We start from the raw sequence: 16,507 nt of genomic DNA, 5'->3' as shown, positions 1-16,507 counted from the left end.
TAGTACCTGCATGCAGGCGCTAGGAGCGCAAGCCCATCCGTTGCCGCACCGAGTCACTACCAGCACAAACAGGTGAAAGACGGCCGTTTGGATGCTTGATTGCGCCTAGGTGAGAGGTACCTCTGTCCCGCGTCTCGACCGACTTCGCATGCCCATCGTGTGGGCGAGGGAGGTAGGAGGGCAGCCGGGGGCTCTGCATTTTGAATGTGCTTTCGGCATGCAATGCGGTAGGCTAGCCGCCGGCAAGTAGCCACGAGAGTAGCGGAGGGGCCAGGTCAGGTTATGGATTTGCCAACAAAGAGGATCAGCGTGTCTAAGCTTCTGCTCGATCAGGCAAATTCTCGACTGACCGAAATTCAGCCTGACCAGGAATCTACATACCGCGCACTTGCACGTGTTGCGGGGGATCATGTCGTAGCACTAGCGGAAGACATCGTTGAGCGCGGACTGGACCCGCTCACAGTTCCCGCTGTTGTGGCCGATCCCGAAGTTGCCAACCACTACAAGGTGTTGGAAGGGAATCGGCGCACGCTGGCGCTTAAGGCACTGCATGACCCCCGCATCGTCGACGGGGCGCTGCCACCTGCAAAGCTGCGGAAACTGCGCGGCCTGTCCGAGCGCTTCCTGGAGTCGCCCATCAATTCAGTCACGTGCGTGCTATTTGCAACAGAGGATGACGCCTGGCCTTGGATTGAGCGTAGGCATACGGGAGCAAACAATGGCACAGGTCTTGTCGAGTGGGGCGCCGACGAGAAGGACCGGTTTAAGAGTCGTCATGGATCTGACGCAAAGCGGGCACCTGCCGGTCAGGTTATAGATTTCGTTGACCGGGTAGCACCTGCCGTTGCCGGAACAAACAAGATCATCACGACGCTCCAGCGCCTAATTTCAACGAGGACCGTTCGGGACGCCCTCGGACTCGAGCTGAGGCGTGGAGTTCTTTATTCATCCTACCCTGGCCCCGAGATTTACAAGGGACTACGCAAGATCGTCAACGATCTTCGTACGGGTGACATAAAGGTAACCGACGTGTACTACGAGGATGATCGAAGTAAGTACATCGACGATTTTTTGCCAATCGATCTACCAGATCCGAGCACACGGCTACCTGAGGCTATAGCTCTAAATGAACTCTCTGTGGTAGCTGAGGTTTCAACTGCAGAAGAGCCCAGCGTTAAATCGGGCGCGACCGTCGACGGTTCGAGCCCTGCGAGTGGGCCTGACGTCTCTGGCCCTGCCGTGGGATCCACCGTAGACGTAACGAAGGGCGCTTCGGGCAGCAATGGAAGCCTGGTTCGCCCCAAGGAAACGGATGGGACAGAAAAGTCGACCCCAGCGAATCCTACCCCTTCGAACACTACGCCGGGTAGCGCGCGAATTTCGAGGCCGCGGTCGTTCACAATTCCACGGACGTGCAATCTCAAGGTCACCAACGCGCGGATTAAGGGAATATACCACGAATTGCTCAAGCTTGATGTCGAGGAGTATGCAAACGCATGCGCGGTACTACTCCGCGTCTTTGTCGAGTTGAGCGTTGATGAGTACTTGATCCGCGAGAGCGTGATGACCGAAGATGAACGGCGTAACACTGCGCTCGCGAAGCGAATGAAGTCGGCCGCTGAACATATGCGCACTGCAGGGAAGATCGGTGAGCAGCTCGAAAAGTCGGTGATCAAGGTGACGGAGGGCAAGAGTCCGTTCTCCATTTCCACTACAACGTTGAATCAGTACGTTCATAATCCTTACGTTTTCCCGAGGCCGTCAGAAATTCGCACTTGCTGGGACGAGTTGCAGCCGTTCATCCAGCAGATTTGGGTTAGGTGAAAAAGGTGAAGCTTGCGGAGACGCAGGAACGCTACCCGTCGCCATTGCGCTACCCTGGAGGCAAGGCTAAAGTTAGCAATTTCCTCAAGCTTCTCATCTCACATAACTCGCTTTCGAATGTTGAGTACATCGAGCCATATGCCGGAGGCGCAAGTGTGGCTCTCGCCCTACTTTTCGACGGCTATGCCGATAGGATCCGCATCAACGATCTAAATAAGGGAGTGCACGCTTTCTGGAAGCTGGCACTGACTGACGCAGAAAAGCTGTGCGACCGAATTCAAGCGGTCAAGCTAGACGTCGACGAGTGGCGACAACAAAAGGAAACGTACGAGAACCCCAAGTCCTCTCCCGAGGACTTGGGGTTCGCTACTTTCTTTCTAAATAGGACGAATCGATCAGGAATTATCACGCGCGGCGGCGTAATTGGCGGCCTCAATCAGCAGGGCAACTGGAAGATCGACGCCAGGTTCAATCGAGATGCACTGTGTGAGCGAGTGCGTAAAATAGCGAGCTATAAGAGCCGTATCTCTGTCACTAGAAAAGACGCGGCCAAACTCCTGCGCGACGTCGACAGTGACAGCAAGTACACCAGGTTGCTATATCTTGATCCACCTTACTACGTAAAAGGCGCCCGTCTCTACGATAACTTCTATCAGCATGATGATCACGTAAAGATTTGCGACCTCATCAAACGCTTGGAAACACGCTGGATCGTGTCCTACGACGCCGCACCTGAGATTCTTTCGCTTTATAATGGGTATCCTAACATACGCTACTCGCTGGGATATAGCGCTTCGACTGTTGCTAGCGGCGCCGAAGTTATGTTCTTTTCGGAGAACCTAATGATTCCACAGGTTGCATCGCCTGCGGGAATCTCCAGGGCGAAGGCCAATCAGTTGCGACTAGCCGTAGAAGCTTGATTCGCGGTGACGATCCTATTGGGCTTAAGTTAAATTGATCTCCAGGGTTAATGAAGTGCTGTGTTGCGCCGTAGCTGGTGCTAACGGGTGATCATCTGGGCGTGTGGCGACTGCAGACCGCTGTTCTTCGATGGATAGGACTGAAGCTCTTGCTATCGGCGGCCGGCGAACGTGCGCACCGGTTGGCCGCGGCCGGAAGGGTCGCGCGGGGCCGCCGAAGGCAGGGGCCCCGTCGCGCGCCCTTCCGGGCTTGCGGCCACGCCATGAGCTGCCAAGGTGACCAGCGCGCCGCCGCCGGCGGCGCGCCTTGATGAAGAGAAGAAACTGTGAACACGGGGCCACAGCAGCGACTTCTAGGATGATCGCCGTGGAGCTGGTGGCGTGGGCGTACAAGGTGGCGCAGGGTCTGCTTCAGGCGCCCTTGCCGAGACGATGGGCTCACGTCCAAGGCGTCGCTGAACAGGCACGTCGATCAGCTGCCCTGTTTGGGGATGACGGCGAGCTGGTGGTTGCGGCGGCTGTGTTGCACGACGTGGGCTATGCGCCGAACATCGCCGAGACCCGGTTTCACCCGCTCGACGGGGCGCGGTACCTGAGGGCGATCAACGCACCGGATCGGCTGGTACACCTGGTGGCGCATCACTCCTGCGCGGTGCTTGAGGCGGAGCTACGTGGGCTGTCGGCGGAGCTGGCGAAGTTTGAGGACGAGAAGACGCCGTTGCGGGACGCGCTGTGGTGGGCGGACATGACGACGACGCCGGACGGCACGCGTACGACGATCACGGACCGGGTCGCGGAGATTCAGCAGCGCTACGGACCGGAAGATCTGGTGTCGTGCTTCATCCGCTGGGCGTGGCCGGAGCTGCTGGGCGCGGTCGAGCGCACGAACGAACGGCTGAAAGCCGCGGGGCTCGGTCAGTCGTAGTACGGGGCGGCCGATCCGGTTAGCCCGTGGTCGATGCGGAGCCGGACGGACGGGTGGATGTTCAGGTCGTCCAGGTCGGCCGGCTCGACCCAATGAACTTCGCGGGACTCGCTGCTCGTTTGAGGCTCGCCTCCGACCGGGCGGGCGCGGAAGCAGACGGAGAACTCCTGCCGGACCTCGCCGTCGTCGTAGCTGATGACGTGTGCGGGGTTCGAGTAGATGCCGACCAAACCCGTGATCTCGATGTCGATGCCGGTCTCTTCGAGGGTTTCCCGGACGGCGGTCTGGGCGATGGTCTCCCCCACGTCCTGGCCGCCGCCGGGGATGGCCCAGAGGTCGTTGTCGGTCCGCCGGATCATCAGCACACGGCCGGCCTCGTCCTGCACGAAAGCGCTTGCGGCGGGGACGATGCTGTTCGCCTTCGGCGCGGCAGGGTCGTCCAGGTAGTCCCTCTTCGGCACAGGTCTTGCCTACCACTTGGGCGGCTTGGCTGCCTTCCACACGGTCTCGAAGCTCTCCGAGTAGGAGTCGAACAGGTCGCCCGCTGACAGCCGGCGCAGGTGGAGGGCAGGCGCGTGGGCGGCCTGGAATCCGTAGATGTGCGGGTTGACGATCATCTCGTCGTCGAACCGGTAGAGCGAGTTGTAGAGCGTGGTGCCGTGGCACCGGATGTCGATGCCGGGCACGCCGTCGAGCGGTCGGAAGAACGCGAGGGCCTGGCCGATCTTGGCCGCGATGGCGTTCTTGCCGATCCCCTCCTCCGTGCTGCGGCGGGCGACTTCTCGGCTGGCCGGGTCGCCGAACAACAGGCGGATCCGCGCGCCGGCCTGTGCCTTCTCCCGAAAGATCTTGATCAGGTTGCGGTCCTCGGTGAGGAACATCCCCACGTAGACCAGCACCTCAACCTCTTCGGCGGCGTTGTCGATCAGCCGCGACCACAGCTCGCGCGGGACCGAGTTGCGGTGGGGATAGACCTTGATGACCTCGGAGCCGCCGATCTCCGTCGCCCGCTCGGGCGCGACGGCGTTCGGCCAGAGGTAGTTCTCGGCTTCGCGGACCAACGCCGCGATGGCGTGCCGATGCTTCGCGTACGGCGTTCGTCCCTTGGTGATCCAGCGCTCGACGGTCTTCGGATCGACCCCGATGCCATTCGCTACCTGCTCCGGCGTCAGCCCGTTGCGCAGCAGAGCATCGCGTAGGCGCTCGTTTGCCATCTCGGCTCCAGGGACAAGTAGGGACGACTTGAGGCTAGCAGGACGTCCTCAGAAATCCCGTCGGGCGGTGCTCACGTCCTGGCTTTCCGCCGAAAGTGGACCTTGAAGCGAACGCCGGAGTACCCGGCGAGCAGATGGGAGACGACGCGATGACCACTTCATCTGGGAGCCGGAACGAGAGGGGCCGATCCGCGGCCTTCCTGTCCATTGCGAACGCGTGACCGGGCAGGACGGCGAGATGCGCGACCTGGTGCACGTCCACCTGACGGCGGACCTGCCGATGCGGGCCAACGCGTTGCCGTTCGCGGATCGGGTCGAGATCAAGCTCGGCAAGGCGTTCCCGGTTGCCTTGATCATCGACCGTCGGGCCTTGGACCACCTGGAGGAGGCCATTCGACAGGGCCGTGCCGGCCTTGCGGCGGCGGAGACCGGGAAGGGGGTGTCCTGATGCTGGTGCTGTGCCGCGAGAAAGACGGCAAGCCGATGGTGGCAGAGGTCGGGTGGTCACAGGTTCCGGTGACGGTGACGGACGTCAGTGAGTTCCACGTGACGGTGAGGTTCGGCGATGGGGCCGACCAGTTGAACCTGGTGTTGGCCCGGGACGTCGCGGCGCGGCTTGTTGCTCGACTCCTGCCGTTGATGGCGAAACACGTCACCTGGCTCGTCAAGCGGGGCGAGGGCTGATGGCCGATCTGCTTCGGCTCGTGCCATTCCACAAGGAGATCTAGAGATGCCGCACACAAGCACAGTTCGCAATCGTGCCGTGGAGGTGCGAGCTGCTGGCTTGCCGGACGAGCTGAAGACGTCCAAACACCGCCGTGAGTTGTTGGAACTTGTGGCAAAGCTCTGCGAGGCCCGGCGCCCCGACGGCGTCGCCTCGATAGCCACGCGTGTCGGTTGGGTGTTGAACAAGGCTGCGCTGCACTTCGCGCTGGCTGCTGCCTGCGTGGCGATGGCCGAGCTGTACAGCGTCGAAGCGAAAGCGGTGCGTCGGCAGCTCAAGGACAACAGGCCAGACCTGGTGGCTGGCCGTCACGCCGCGAAGGCGCTCGGACCAGCTGAACTGGCCGGTCTGCTGTCAGGGCTCGGCGCTGAGCCGGAGCTCGTCGACGAGAAGGCGCACTGGTATGCCGCGCGCCTGGCCGTGCTCGAAGCGCTAACCAAGAAGTTCAAGCAGGGGGCTGATTGGGAGCGGAGCATCGCGCAGGGCCAGCAGCGTCGCGGCGACAGCTTGATGGTCGGCAGGGCGAGCTAGCAGCGGGACGCGGTCACAGAACCATGCACGTCGAGGGGACAAGGGTGGCGAACGAAGTGCAGTGGACTGAGGAGGACTGGAACGAGTTGCGCGCCCTGTCCTCGCGAGTGGAAGCCCAGCTCAGGGAGGTCAGTCGTCGCCTTGATCGCGTCGAGGAGCACCTGGGCCTGACTGACCGAACACCGCCGACTCGACGGCCGCAAGACGGTCGGTGATCTCGGCCAACGATTCGCTCATACGACGGAAACTGTCCAGCAGCTCACGCGGGGTCGTCACCGGCTCAGCGTGAGCTGCTGGCTTCTGTACGACGTAGGTGCCCTCACCGTGGCGCGTCACGACCAGGCCCTCATCCTGCAAGCTGTCGAGCGCCTTGCGGATGGTCATCACGGCACGGCCGTACTTCTCGGTCAGCTCGGTGAGCGACGGAAGCTTGTCGTTGATCCCCACCGCGTCCGACGCGATGAACTGGCGGAGATCGTCAGCGATCTGTTGGTACGCCGGTCGCCGGTCGGTCGGGTCCAAGGTCATGGTCATGACTGTACCGCCATAGCTAGCAGAGATACATATCACCCGATCGGACCAGAGGTTGCAGTACTAACACTGCTAGTACAGCTGGTAGTGTCATTCTCGTCGGGTTGAGAACGACTCCAGGAGGCAAGGCCATGCAGCAGATCCCGGTGAACCTGAGCGGCTACAAGCTCATGGTCACGGAGGAGCCGGCGATGAAGACGCGCACCGTGGACGGGCGGGACGAGTTCGTCACCGACCAGAACGGCGTCACGATGTTCGTGGTCGGACTGTTCGCGAAGCAGCGACCGGCGGCTGGGCAGAAGGCCCCGAAGGGCGAAGAGATCAAGGTGACCCTGACCGCCGACCCCGGAGAGGGCTTCGAGGACGGCACCTACGTCGAGCTGATCGACGCGACGGTCACGCCGTACTCCTTCAAGAACGACAAGGGCGAGACCGTGTCTGGCATCGCCTTCAAGGCAGCCGGTCTCAAGCCGGTGGCCTGATCCTCGCCGATCCCGGTCTAGGACTGTTTCCTCACTGATCATCTAAGCCGTTCTTCTTGGGCTGCTTGTTCTTTGTCAATTCCACAGTGGGCCGAACCATGCCTGAAACCGGTGCTGTCGTAGCGCACCGGTGGCTTCGTTGGCCCCCGGTCGCACAGGTGCCCGGGGGTCTTCGTGGTCGACCAAGAGGGCGGCCAGGCGAGCGTGAACACGTTGTGCGGCAAGGCTTCCTTGCCTCGCTCGGCTGACAGATTCGGCCCCGAACCAGGGGTGATCGCCTATGTAGCGTCTCGCAGCCAACGAACCACGCCGCACGGCACCTTCCCCTGGTCCGGGGTCTTCCCTTTCGCAAAGGAAGCAGGGGTGAGGCTATGGGCATCGTGCTGGCCGCGTCCAGCGCGACCCCCGGATCGGCGGGAGATGTCCTGCTGGTCCTCGGCGTGGTCGCTGCGGGTGCCGTGGCGTTCTTCGTGATGCGGTGGCTCGGGAAGATCCTTGCGGCCGTGCTGGAGATCGCCGCCGTGATTTTCCTGCTGTGCAAGGCAATCAAGGGCTTGGGCGTGGCCGTGTGGTGGGTGCTGTCGACGGTCCGGCGGTTCTGGCGGACCACGGTCGGCGTGCTCGCGGTGGCCTATCTGGTCTCGCTGGTTGGGTGGGTGCCGCTGGTGATTGCCCTGGTCACGGCTGCGTTGGGCTGTGTCGTCTGGTGGCACGAACACGTGACCACCTTCGAGCGCTTCATCGGCCGGCGGCTGCGGTCCTGGTGGCTGCGGTGGACGGTCTACCAGCCGCGATGGAAGAACTGGGTCCGCTCCTGCGGGTTGGCGGTCTATGCCCGTGGAGAGAATCAGGCTGAGCTGGGGCTGCCGTCGATCAAGGCGGTGCGGTCGGGGCCGTCGTGGGACGAGGTGATCGTCCGCCTGGTGCCCGGGTTGACCGTGGAGGACGTCGAGCAGTCCACGCGGGCGCTGGCGGTCGCTCGCGGTGCGGATCGGTGCCTGGTGCGGCAGCTCGGGCCGTCGACGGTGTCACTGGACTTCCAACGACGCGATGTGCTGGCCTCGCTGGTCGACTGCGGCAAGTTGGACGTCGACGCTGCCGGCACCGATGTTGACCTGGAACGGGTCTACGCGGGGCTGAGCGAGTACTCCCGGCCCTGGCATGTGCCGCTTCTGGCCTGCCACTGGTTGGTGGGCGCGGAGTCGCGGGCGGGCAAGAACTCGTTCACCTGGCAGGTTCTGCGCTCGGTCGCTCCGGCGCTGCGTGACGGCCTGGTCGTGGCGCACGCGATCGACCCCAAGGGCGTTGAGCTGGCCTACGGGCGCACGGTGTTCGCCACCTACACCGACACGGCGGCCGGCGCCCTCGAACTGCTCGACCACCTGATCGACATCGCCAATGCTCGCAAGGCTGAGCTGCGGGGCAAGGCGCGCAAGGTCACCATCTCGCGTGAGCAGCCGCTGCACATGGTCGAGTTCGACGAAATCGCGGCGTTGTCGAAGTACGCCGGCTCCCAGGTCAAGGCCAAGCTCGATCAGCGGGTCGGGCTGCTGCTGACGCAGGCGGCCGCGCTGGGCGTGTGCCTTCGCGGATACGTGCAAGACCCCGCCAAGGACACCGTGGCGTTCCGGGACCTTTTCACGCGGCGGCTGTGCCTGCGGGTGCCGACCGAACAGCAGGTCGACATGGTCCTCGGCGATGACGCCGTCAAGCGCGGGGCCTGGGCACATCGGATTCCGCAGACGCCGCAGGGCAAGGGCGTCGGCTACGTGTTCGGGGAAGGCGTCCGGGAACCGATGCGCGTCCGGATCGGCTGGAACTCCGACCCCTCGATCAAGGAGTTGGAGCAGTACGTCACGGCGCGCGGGCAGGTTCTCGCGCTGCCGGCTGCCGGTCAGACAGATGCCGTCGCGTGAGCCGCTGAAACCGTTGACTTCTAAGGAAAGGCAGTCTGCCATGTCCACTCTGGACAAGCTCATGAGCGCCTACCGTTCCCACTTCGCGGGCAGGGACCTTCCGGAGCCCAGTTCGGTGAACTTCCACATCGCTCCGGACCGGATCGACGTGCAGCCCTTCAACACGGACGACGTGACGCACCTAGTGAACCTGCTCCGCTGGGCACAGGCCCTGAACGGGGTCACCGGTCGGCAGTGGCGAACTCCAGGGTCCGACAGCCTGCATATCCACCTGTCGGGCCGAACCGACAGCGGAACATCCGTGACGGTCTACGGCGGAATCCCGTACCCGCACGTTGACGGCCTGGTGCGGCTCGCGCCGGGTGAGACCGAGTCCGTCACGCCGGACGAGGTGTACCTGCTCGCTGACCTTCTCCAGCAGGACGCTGCCTGACGCAGAGAGGGGAGGGCCGTCGTGTCGGTCGACAAGGTAGCAACCGGGATCCGGCTCACCGTGGCCGCCGTGCTCGGGCTGATCGGCGCGGCGGCCGGCTTCACCCACACCCACGACTGGGCGGCGCACCACGGCCAAACCGGGTGGCTGGCGTGGGCGGATGCCGTGGTGATCGAGGGCATCTCGGTCGTGGCGGCGTTCGAGATCCACCGGGACCGGCAGACCGACCGGCGGGCTCGGTTCTCGCTCCCGGTCGCGGTGCTGGTGGCGGGGTTCCTGGTGCAGATGTTCGCCCAGGTCGCTGAGGCCGAGCCGACTCCGGCGGGCTGGCTGTTGGCAGCGATGCCAGCGCTGGGGTTCCTGACCGTGGTCAAGCTGCTCATGCGGCGGCTGCCGCACGAACCGACAGCACCACGGGTTGAGCCTGAGCCGGCGGCCGTCGAGGACAAGTCCGCGGTGACCTCGCCACCGTCACGGCTTCGTCTACCAGCACCGATGGCAGCCAAGGTCACCTCGGCCGTCGCGGCTGCCCGGTCTGAAGGGCGAGAGCCGACCATCGCAGATGTGCAGCGGGCGGCCAACGTCTCGGACGGGATGGCAAGCCAGATTCTCGCGTCGCTGACGGCGCAGTAATCAGGGCCAGGCACGGCAGAAACGTCGTGCCTGGCCCCTTTTTTGCCCAAATAAAGTTGATCAAGGGGGCTGTTGTGACTGTGACCCCGTTGTCTCTGGACGAGCGGATCGCTCGTCGTGTCCAGGCCGTTGACTTCCAGGCATGGCGGGCCAAGGTCGAGCGAGTCGGCGGCTGCCTGCACCCGGTACGAATGTCGGGCGCATGGCAGGTTCAGGACCAGGCCGGCGAGGTCCTGGCCGAACGGTCCGGGCACATCTTCGCCCCGTGCGGCAACCGGCGGGAGTCGGTCTGCCCCACCTGTTCGGACCGGTACGCGGCCGACGCCTTCCACCTGATGCGGGCGGGACTGTCCGGAGGCGACAAGGGCGTTCCGGTGACGGTCGCCGAGAAGCCTCGGGTGTTCGCGACGCTGACGGCTCCCTCCTTCGGACCGGTGCACAACCGGCGGACCTCGGCGCGCGGCCGGACAATCCCCTGTGCGTGCGGGGAACGCCACCACCAGGCGGACCCCCGGGTCGGGGCGCCACTGGATGTCGACACCTACGACTACGTGGGCGCGGTGCTGTGGCAGGCGCACGCGGGCAAGCTGTGGCACCGGTTCACCATCGCGTTGCGCCGCAAGCTCGCGCAGGCGGCCGGCATCACGGTCCGCGAGTTCACCGACCACGCCCGCCTGTCGTACGCCAAGGTCGCCGAGTACCAGCGGCGCGGCCTGGTCCACTTCCACGCGATGGTCCGCGTCGACGGAGCAGGCGGACCGAGCGATCAGACACCGGCGTGGGCGACGGCGGAGCTGCTGACCGATGCGATCGTCGCGGCGGCCGGCGCGGTCCAGCTCGACATCAGCCGGCCTGACGGTGCGGCGCTGAGCCTGGTGTGGGGTCGGCAGGTCGACGTCCGCCAGATTCGGCCGACTGCTGCGGCGGAGGTCGAGGACGAGCGGGGCGAGATCTCCGAGGAGCGCTTGGCGGCCTACGTGGCGAAATACGCCACCAAGGGCACCGGAAAGAGCGAAGCCGCGGACCGGCCGATTCGTGGACAAGTCGACATCGATCACCTCGACGTCACGCCACACCATCGCCGGATCATCCAAACGTGCTGGGACCTCGGCGGCCTGGCCGAGTACGACGAGCTGAACCTGCGGAAGTGGGCGCACATGCTCGGCTTCCGGGGGCACTTCCTGACGAAGTCGAAGCACTACAGCACGACGTTCAAGGCGATTCGCGGAGAGCGCGCGGCGTTTCGGGCTGAGCAGGCGCTTGAGCGCCTCGGCGTCGATCCGGACTCCGTGGTCGTCGTCAACCGCTGGGATTTCGCCGGCATCGGCTACGCCAACGACGCAGAAATGGAACTTGCGCACGGCATCGCCGAACGGATCAAGAACACCCGACGCACGAAGAAGGAGGCATCGTGACTTCCGCTCTGCCGGACCCGAACCAACTGCTCACGGTCGACGAGTTCTGCGCGGCGGCGCGGGTCTCCAAGAACACTTTCTACAAGTGGCGACAGATTCCAGGTGCCGCACCTGTCGCCCGGAAGCTGCCGAACGGATCACTCCGCATCCTGGTCGCTGACTATCTGATGTGGCTCGACGGGCGGCGGAGTGATGCCGCATGAAAACCACGTACAAGGTCAACGTGTGGGCGATCAAGACTCTGAAGCCGACTGCGGACGGCAAGAAGCGCCCCAAGCCGTACGGCGTGCGTTGGGTAACCGCAGGTGAAGAACATTCCGAGTGGTACAAGACGATCAAGCTCGCCGACAGCCGGCGGTCGGAGCTTCTTCAGGCGGCGAAGCGTGGCGAGGCATTCGACATTGCGACCGGGTTGCCGGAGTCGGAGTGGCCGCAGCGGGAGCCGAGATCACTGCTCAAGCTCGCTCAGGAGTTCATCGATGAGGAGTGGAACGAGTCGGCTCCGAACACGCGGAAGCGGTATGTCGACACGCTCGCGGTTGCCGTCGCCGCGTTCGTGAAGCGTGACGGATCGGTACCGGATGGGCGGAAGCTGCGGCGGGTGCTCACGACGCACTTGCTGCCGACCAATCGCCGGGACCGGCAACTCACGGACGACGAAGCGCGGACTGCCGAGTGGGTGGTGTCAGCGTCTCGTCCGGTGTCGGACCTGGCAAAGAAAGTCGAGATAGGCAACGTGCTTCGCGCGCTCGGCCGCAACCTGAACGGCACAGCTGCTGCGTCGTGGACAACACGCACGCGGCGCGGAGTGCTGCACCACTTGATGGAGTTCGCGATCGACGTCGAGGAGTTGGACGCCAACCCGGTCACCCGGTCGAAAGTCGCGACACACGTCGGAAGCAGCGAGGTCGACCCTCGCGTCGTACTGAATCCGAAGCAGGCTCCGCAGGTGCTCGCAGCGGTGACGTATGCCGGTCGTCGTGAGTACCTGTACGGCTTCTTCGGGGCCATGTACTACGCGGGTCTTCGTCCGTGCGAGGTGAACCGGATCCGCAAGGCGGACCTGAGGCTCCCCGACGAGGGCCAGGTCGACGAGTGGGGCGAGATCATCTTGGAAAAGTCGGCTTCACGGTCGAATGCGCGCTACACAGACTCGGGAGAAACCTGGGAGGAACGGAACCTCAAGCGGCGGGCGCAAGGAGCTGTGCGGCGGGTCCCGATACCTCCGCAACTGGTTGACATCCTCCGCTGGCACCTCCGGACCTTCGGCACGACGGAGGACGGACGGCTGTTCCGCGGATCGGTCAGCGGCGGCCCGGTCAACGCGACGGTCTACACCGACGCCTGGGACAAGGCACGCAAGATCGGGCTGTCGCCGGAGCAGTACGACTCCCCGCTTGCCGCCGATCCGTACGACCTGCGGCACGCGGCGGTGTCAACCTGGTTGGCGGCCGGCGTACCGGCGGCTGAGGTCGCAGAGCGCGCGGGACACACGGTCGACGTCCTACTGAAGGTCTACGCGAAGTGCCTCGACGGCCAACGGGCGCTCTCCAACAGCAAGATCACCAGCATGCTGGATCCTGAGTAAACGCACCGTAGCTCCAAGACCAACCAGCTACTTAGATGCGACCACCGTCAAAGAATCGCTTTCTCTGCTTATCGAGATCGACCAGAAACTCCAGAAGGTAGAGATAGGATAGCAGCACAATATCATACGGAATACTCCCATTATGATGCGCAAGTAGCGCGTTGGTTTGAGTTTTTTTGTTGACAAACTTTGCGCCGTGACCATGAGTTGCATCTCGCAGCAACTTGACGTACGAGGCCGTAGCGGCATCTAGACTCTTACGAACATTTTTTCCTTTGTCATCCTTAAATACTACATCACCAGAACCGGCCTGCCTCGCAATAAAGAACCCTTGCTGAAGTTCTTCCAGAGCGTCAATAGCACGTCGAGCGGCAGGTAGTAAAATCTCCGCAGAAGCTGACGGAATAGCACCCTCAACTCTTTCGTATGCCCGCCTGGCGTTTGCAAGCGAGCATGTATATTCAATATCATGACCGGTCAGACGGTCTATTGTGTCAAGGACCGAGAAGAAAAGGACGCGGCGAGCGTTAGCATCTCTATGCGCAACTTGTATCGAGGTAACCCGCCGGAAGAGTTGCTCCACCGTCAGGGCAGCATGTAGATGCTTAGTCGCCACATACATTCCGTTACGATCAGTAAAGACAGCGGGATCCGAGATTATCGACAGCAGCTTACCGATTCGTTCAGTCCACCACTGAATGGCCGCCCTAGCAGCACCGTCCCCCAGCACGGGAAAGGGAACCGTCTCAACGCTCCCTCGAACTGGTAGCATGTGCATAAGCTCGGCAGGGTCCGACCGAAACCCTCGAACAAGGCGGCCAAGCGAATAAAAGATCACGCCAGATGGCCGCAAAGCGACTATCGACCATACCGCAGGCGTTAGCGCGCCCACCAGAGGACCAACATAGACGTCAAACAGCGCTATTCCATCACTCAACCCTCTCGAACTATCAAAGATCAGCTCACCGTTTTTGATCGCCTCGTGAAGGTGGGATACATCCCCTTTCCGTGCATCATAATCGTACCGCGCGCGCAGCAGAAATGCGATCAGCTCCAACCTGTAGCCGAGAGCAGGGTTTTTTGATATAACATGCAGAGACGCATTAGGAAAAGCCACCTCGCCAGGGCTCGCCTCAAGCGGTATCTCAAGCAACTTGCCGTAAATGTCGCGACATACATCAGCTAGAGTTTCCCGCGATGCAAGCATAACACTGAGCTGCCAGTACGATAGAGTGTCAACCAAATCACCCACTCTTTCAGCGCGGAGTCTTTTCTTCTCTAGTTCACGCTCGCCTACTTCGCGAGTCGCTGACGACATTTCAATGGTCTCAGTTCCCGCCAAGGCAGACAGAAATTCATATCTCGACACCATACCACTTTCGGCAATGTCAAAAGCATTCACAAGGGGAGGGAACGAAGGGTCGACCCTCTCTTTCGCGAACACGGTCCAACCGTTCTCGTCAAAGCTGGCTTTACTGCCAACAAACGCAGCCTCCGAAAAATATCCTCGAGGGTTTGAATTCCACACCCACGAAGGAAGTATCACATTCGCAAAATTTGGGACATCACCAGGCTGCTTCATGCAATGAGCCTAACTCCCGCCATGTCCCATCCGCTTAGACACAACGTAGCGGGGTAATCGGTCCAGGTCAGATCAGCAGACCACGTACGGCCAGCCCTGACCGGGGTGTTCGACGTGGGGAATGTGGCCCCGAAGGGCAGGTCCAAGCTGCTACCGGTCGACCAATCAGCTGGCTCCATGCACAAGGCATGTTTCGGCAGGTAGACTGGATACTGAGGCCCCCGGCGATGATCTTCGCCGGGGGCCTTTCTGTTCCGTGTATGTTCCGCGACCACCGGCAAAACCCGGCAATCGGCGGCAGACAGTGGCACAGCCGACCACCGCACGGCGCGGCCGTTCTAGCAGTTCAGCGGCTGTTTAGCGAACGGACCTGCGAGGCTGGAAAGTCGCCGGTCAGTCCCGGAGTTCCATGGTGCAGCACTTGGGGCCGCCGCCGGACTTGCGGAGCTCGGAGATGTCGACGTAGACGGGCTGGTAGCCACGGGCGGCCAGGCGGTCGCCGAGGTCGGTGGCCTCAACCGGCAGCACGACGTTGTGGCCGTCGGACACGCCGTTGAGGCCAAGACACTCGGCGTCGGCGGCGGTGGCGATGACGGCGTCGGGGAAGAGGTGGCGAAGCACCCGCTGCGAACCGGCGGAGAAGGCGTCGGGGTAGTAGCAGACCTCGGGCCGGGCGGACCGGTCGTCGAGCACGAACAGCGCGGTGTCGAGGTGGTAGTAGCGAGGGTCGACGAGGCGCAGCGACACGACGGGAACGCCGAGCACCTCCTGGGCCTCGGCGTGGGCGCCGGGGTCGGTGCGGAACCCGGTGCCGGCCAACAACACCCGGCCGGTCCACGCGAAGTCGCCCTCGGCCTCGTTGACGCAGGTGGGCATGACGACGTCGCGGTAGCCGTTGCGCAGGAACCACCGCCGGAAGTGGTCGGCCTCGGCGGCCCGCTGCTCGGCCCGGAACCGGGAGCCGAGCACGACGCCGTCGATGACGGTGCCGGAGTTGGCGGCGAACACCATGTCCGGCAGCCCCGGCTCGGGGTCGATGAGCTCGACCTTGTGACCCAGCCCCTCGTACGTCTCCTTGAGCGCGGTCCACTGCTCGACGGCCACCCGGGTGTCCACCGGACGCTCGGGGTCCATCCACGGATTGATCGAGTACTCGACGGTGAAGTACTCCGGCGGGCACATCAGGTACCGACGGGTGGTCGGCACCCGGACCTGGGCGATCTGCTCCGACGAGGGGAGCGGCGCGTCGAGCGTGGTGGACATGGATCGAAATGTAAGTGGTGCGAGGACCATCGATCAACGCCGCTGCATTGCGTCTGATGGTGCAGAATGTTGCGCATGGACGCCATCGACCAGCGAATCGTTTCGTGCCTGGTGACCGATGCCCGGTCGAGCTACGCGGAGATCGGCGGCGCGGTCGGCCTGAGCGCCCCCGCGGTGAAGCGCCGCGTGGACAAGTTGCTGGACATGGGCGTCCTGCGCGGCTTCACGGCGGTCGTCGACCCGGAGGCGCTGGGCTGGGGCACGGAGGCCTTCGTGGAGGTGCACTGCCGGGGCAACATCCCGCCGTCGGAGATCCGCGGCCGGCTGGAGCCGCTGCCGGAGGTGGTGGCGGCCTACACGGTCTCGGGTGCGGCGGACGCGATCGTGCACCTGCGCGCGGCGAACATCCACCACCTGGAAACGGTCCTGGAACGGCTGCGCGGTCTGGACATCGTGGACCGGACGATCTCTACAGTGGTGCTGTCAACGCTCCTCGACCGGCCTCCGACCCCGGAGCACTAGCCTG

General features: G+C 63.3%; 19 protein-coding genes. 14 read left to right on the top strand and 5 right to left on the bottom strand.

Features of this window, described 5'->3' with window-relative positions:
* Positions 1 to 309 precede the first annotated feature (309 nt).
* The 3 genes from BJ998_RS21835 to BJ998_RS21825 all read left to right on the top strand — a co-directional run bounded on the left by BJ998_RS21835 (position 310) and on the right by BJ998_RS21825 (position 3,669).
* Entirely contained in the window at positions 310 to 1,824 is a 1,515-nt protein-coding gene (locus BJ998_RS21835; RefSeq protein ID WP_184864366.1) for a hypothetical protein, read from the top strand.
* Positions 1,821 to 2,744, top strand: coding sequence for a DNA adenine methylase (locus BJ998_RS21830; protein WP_221338087.1), 924 nt, complete (start codon positions 1,821 to 1,823; stop codon positions 2,742 to 2,744). The genes BJ998_RS21835 and BJ998_RS21830 overlap by 4 nt, the downstream gene beginning before the upstream one ends.
* A gap of 367 nt (positions 2,745 to 3,111) precedes the next feature.
* Positions 3,112 to 3,669: an HD domain-containing protein gene (locus BJ998_RS21825; protein ID WP_312890269.1), complete on the top strand. Its 558-nt coding sequence runs from the start codon at positions 3,112 to 3,114 to the stop codon at positions 3,667 to 3,669.
* Here BJ998_RS21825 and BJ998_RS21820 read toward each other — a convergent pair.
* Both BJ998_RS21820 and BJ998_RS21815 read right to left on the bottom strand, forming a co-directional pair.
* The gene (locus tag BJ998_RS21820) at positions 3,660 to 4,130 is read right to left on the bottom strand and encodes an NUDIX hydrolase (protein ID WP_184864362.1); all 471 of its coding nucleotides are present in this window, start codon (positions 4,128 to 4,130) and stop codon (positions 3,660 to 3,662) included. The two genes, BJ998_RS21825 and BJ998_RS21820, sit on opposite strands and share 10 nt — an antisense overlap.
* A 9-nt stretch (positions 4,131 to 4,139) precedes the next feature.
* Positions 4,140 to 4,883, bottom strand: a complete 744-nt coding sequence (locus BJ998_RS21815) for a DUF5919 domain-containing protein (protein ID WP_184864360.1) — start codon at positions 4,881 to 4,883, stop codon at positions 4,140 to 4,142.
* 217 nt (positions 4,884 to 5,100) lie between these two features.
* Here BJ998_RS21815 and BJ998_RS21810 point away from each other — a divergent pair, with 217 nt between their 5' ends.
* The 3 genes from BJ998_RS21810 (at position 5,101) to BJ998_RS21800 (ending at position 6,138) form a co-directional block, all read left to right on the top strand.
* A complete protein-coding gene (locus tag BJ998_RS21810) occupies positions 5,101 to 5,331 on the top strand; it encodes a hypothetical protein (RefSeq protein WP_246489984.1) in 231 nt (76 codons plus the stop codon).
* Complete coding sequence (locus tag BJ998_RS21805; RefSeq protein ID WP_184863738.1) at positions 5,331 to 5,567, top strand: hypothetical protein; 237 nt, start codon at positions 5,331 to 5,333, stop codon at positions 5,565 to 5,567. The genes BJ998_RS21810 and BJ998_RS21805 overlap by 1 nt, the downstream gene beginning before the upstream one ends.
* A 100-nt stretch (positions 5,568 to 5,667) precedes the next feature.
* Positions 5,668 to 6,138, top strand: a complete 471-nt coding sequence (locus tag BJ998_RS21800; protein WP_184863740.1) for a hypothetical protein — start codon at positions 5,668 to 5,670, stop codon at positions 6,136 to 6,138.
* A gap of 129 nt (positions 6,139 to 6,267) precedes the next feature.
* On the opposite strand, the gene BJ998_RS21795 is transcribed toward BJ998_RS21800, so the two are convergent.
* Positions 6,268 to 6,666, bottom strand: a complete 399-nt coding sequence (locus BJ998_RS21795) for a GntR family transcriptional regulator (RefSeq protein ID WP_184864358.1) — start codon at positions 6,664 to 6,666, stop codon at positions 6,268 to 6,270.
* 134 nt (positions 6,667 to 6,800) lie between these two features.
* Here BJ998_RS21795 and BJ998_RS21790 point away from each other — a divergent pair, with 134 nt between their 5' ends.
* The 7 genes from BJ998_RS21790 (at position 6,801) to BJ998_RS21760 (ending at position 13,136) form a co-directional block, all read left to right on the top strand.
* Complete coding sequence (locus tag BJ998_RS21790; RefSeq protein WP_184864356.1) at positions 6,801 to 7,151, top strand: hypothetical protein; 351 nt, start codon at positions 6,801 to 6,803, stop codon at positions 7,149 to 7,151.
* 371 nt (positions 7,152 to 7,522) lie between these two features.
* Positions 7,523 to 9,067, top strand: coding sequence for a cell division protein FtsK (locus BJ998_RS21785; protein ID WP_184864355.1), 1,545 nt, complete (start codon positions 7,523 to 7,525; stop codon positions 9,065 to 9,067).
* Positions 9,068 to 9,107: 40 nt separating this feature from the next.
* The gene (locus tag BJ998_RS21780) at positions 9,108 to 9,500 is read left to right on the top strand and encodes a hypothetical protein (protein ID WP_184864353.1); all 393 of its coding nucleotides are present in this window, start codon (positions 9,108 to 9,110) and stop codon (positions 9,498 to 9,500) included.
* Positions 9,501 to 9,521: 21 nt separating this feature from the next.
* A complete protein-coding gene (locus tag BJ998_RS21775) occupies positions 9,522 to 10,133 on the top strand; it encodes a DUF2637 domain-containing protein (protein ID WP_184864351.1) in 612 nt (203 codons plus the stop codon).
* Between the two features lie 74 nt (positions 10,134 to 10,207).
* Positions 10,208 to 11,548 (top strand): replication initiator, encoded by a 1,341-nt coding sequence (locus BJ998_RS21770; RefSeq protein ID WP_376776006.1) that lies wholly within the window; start codon positions 10,208 to 10,210, stop codon positions 11,546 to 11,548.
* Positions 11,545 to 11,751, top strand: a complete 207-nt coding sequence (locus tag BJ998_RS21765; RefSeq protein WP_184864349.1) for a helix-turn-helix transcriptional regulator — start codon at positions 11,545 to 11,547, stop codon at positions 11,749 to 11,751. The genes BJ998_RS21770 and BJ998_RS21765 overlap by 4 nt, the downstream gene beginning before the upstream one ends.
* Entirely contained in the window at positions 11,748 to 13,136 is a 1,389-nt protein-coding gene (locus BJ998_RS21760; protein ID WP_184864347.1) for a tyrosine-type recombinase/integrase, read from the top strand. The genes BJ998_RS21765 and BJ998_RS21760 overlap by 4 nt, the downstream gene beginning before the upstream one ends.
* Positions 13,137 to 13,167: 31 nt before the next feature.
* Here the strand turns inward: BJ998_RS21760 and BJ998_RS21755 are convergent, their stop codons facing one another.
* The gene (locus BJ998_RS21755) at positions 13,168 to 14,718 is read right to left on the bottom strand and encodes a hypothetical protein (RefSeq protein ID WP_184864344.1); all 1,551 of its coding nucleotides are present in this window, start codon (positions 14,716 to 14,718) and stop codon (positions 13,168 to 13,170) included.
* 393 nt (positions 14,719 to 15,111) lie between these two features.
* Positions 15,112 to 15,981 carry a dimethylargininase gene (gene ddaH, locus BJ998_RS21750; RefSeq protein WP_184864342.1) on the bottom strand — a complete coding sequence of 290 codons (870 nt, stop codon included), beginning with the start codon at positions 15,979 to 15,981 and terminating at the stop codon, positions 15,112 to 15,114.
* A 75-nt stretch (positions 15,982 to 16,056) separates the two neighbouring features.
* Between ddaH and BJ998_RS21745 the strand changes: the two genes are divergently transcribed.
* The gene (locus tag BJ998_RS21745; RefSeq protein ID WP_184864340.1) at positions 16,057 to 16,503 is read left to right on the top strand and encodes an Lrp/AsnC family transcriptional regulator; all 447 of its coding nucleotides are present in this window, start codon (positions 16,057 to 16,059) and stop codon (positions 16,501 to 16,503) included.
* The last annotated feature ends 4 nt before the right edge of the window (positions 16,504 to 16,507 follow it).

It is taken from the genome of Kutzneria kofuensis, from assembly GCF_014203355.1.
Classification (GTDB): domain Bacteria; phylum Actinomycetota; class Actinomycetes; order Mycobacteriales; family Pseudonocardiaceae; genus Kutzneria; species Kutzneria kofuensis.
The sequence above is the reverse complement of the archived record's forward strand: the minus strand, read 5'-3'. Positions and strand labels throughout refer to the sequence as shown.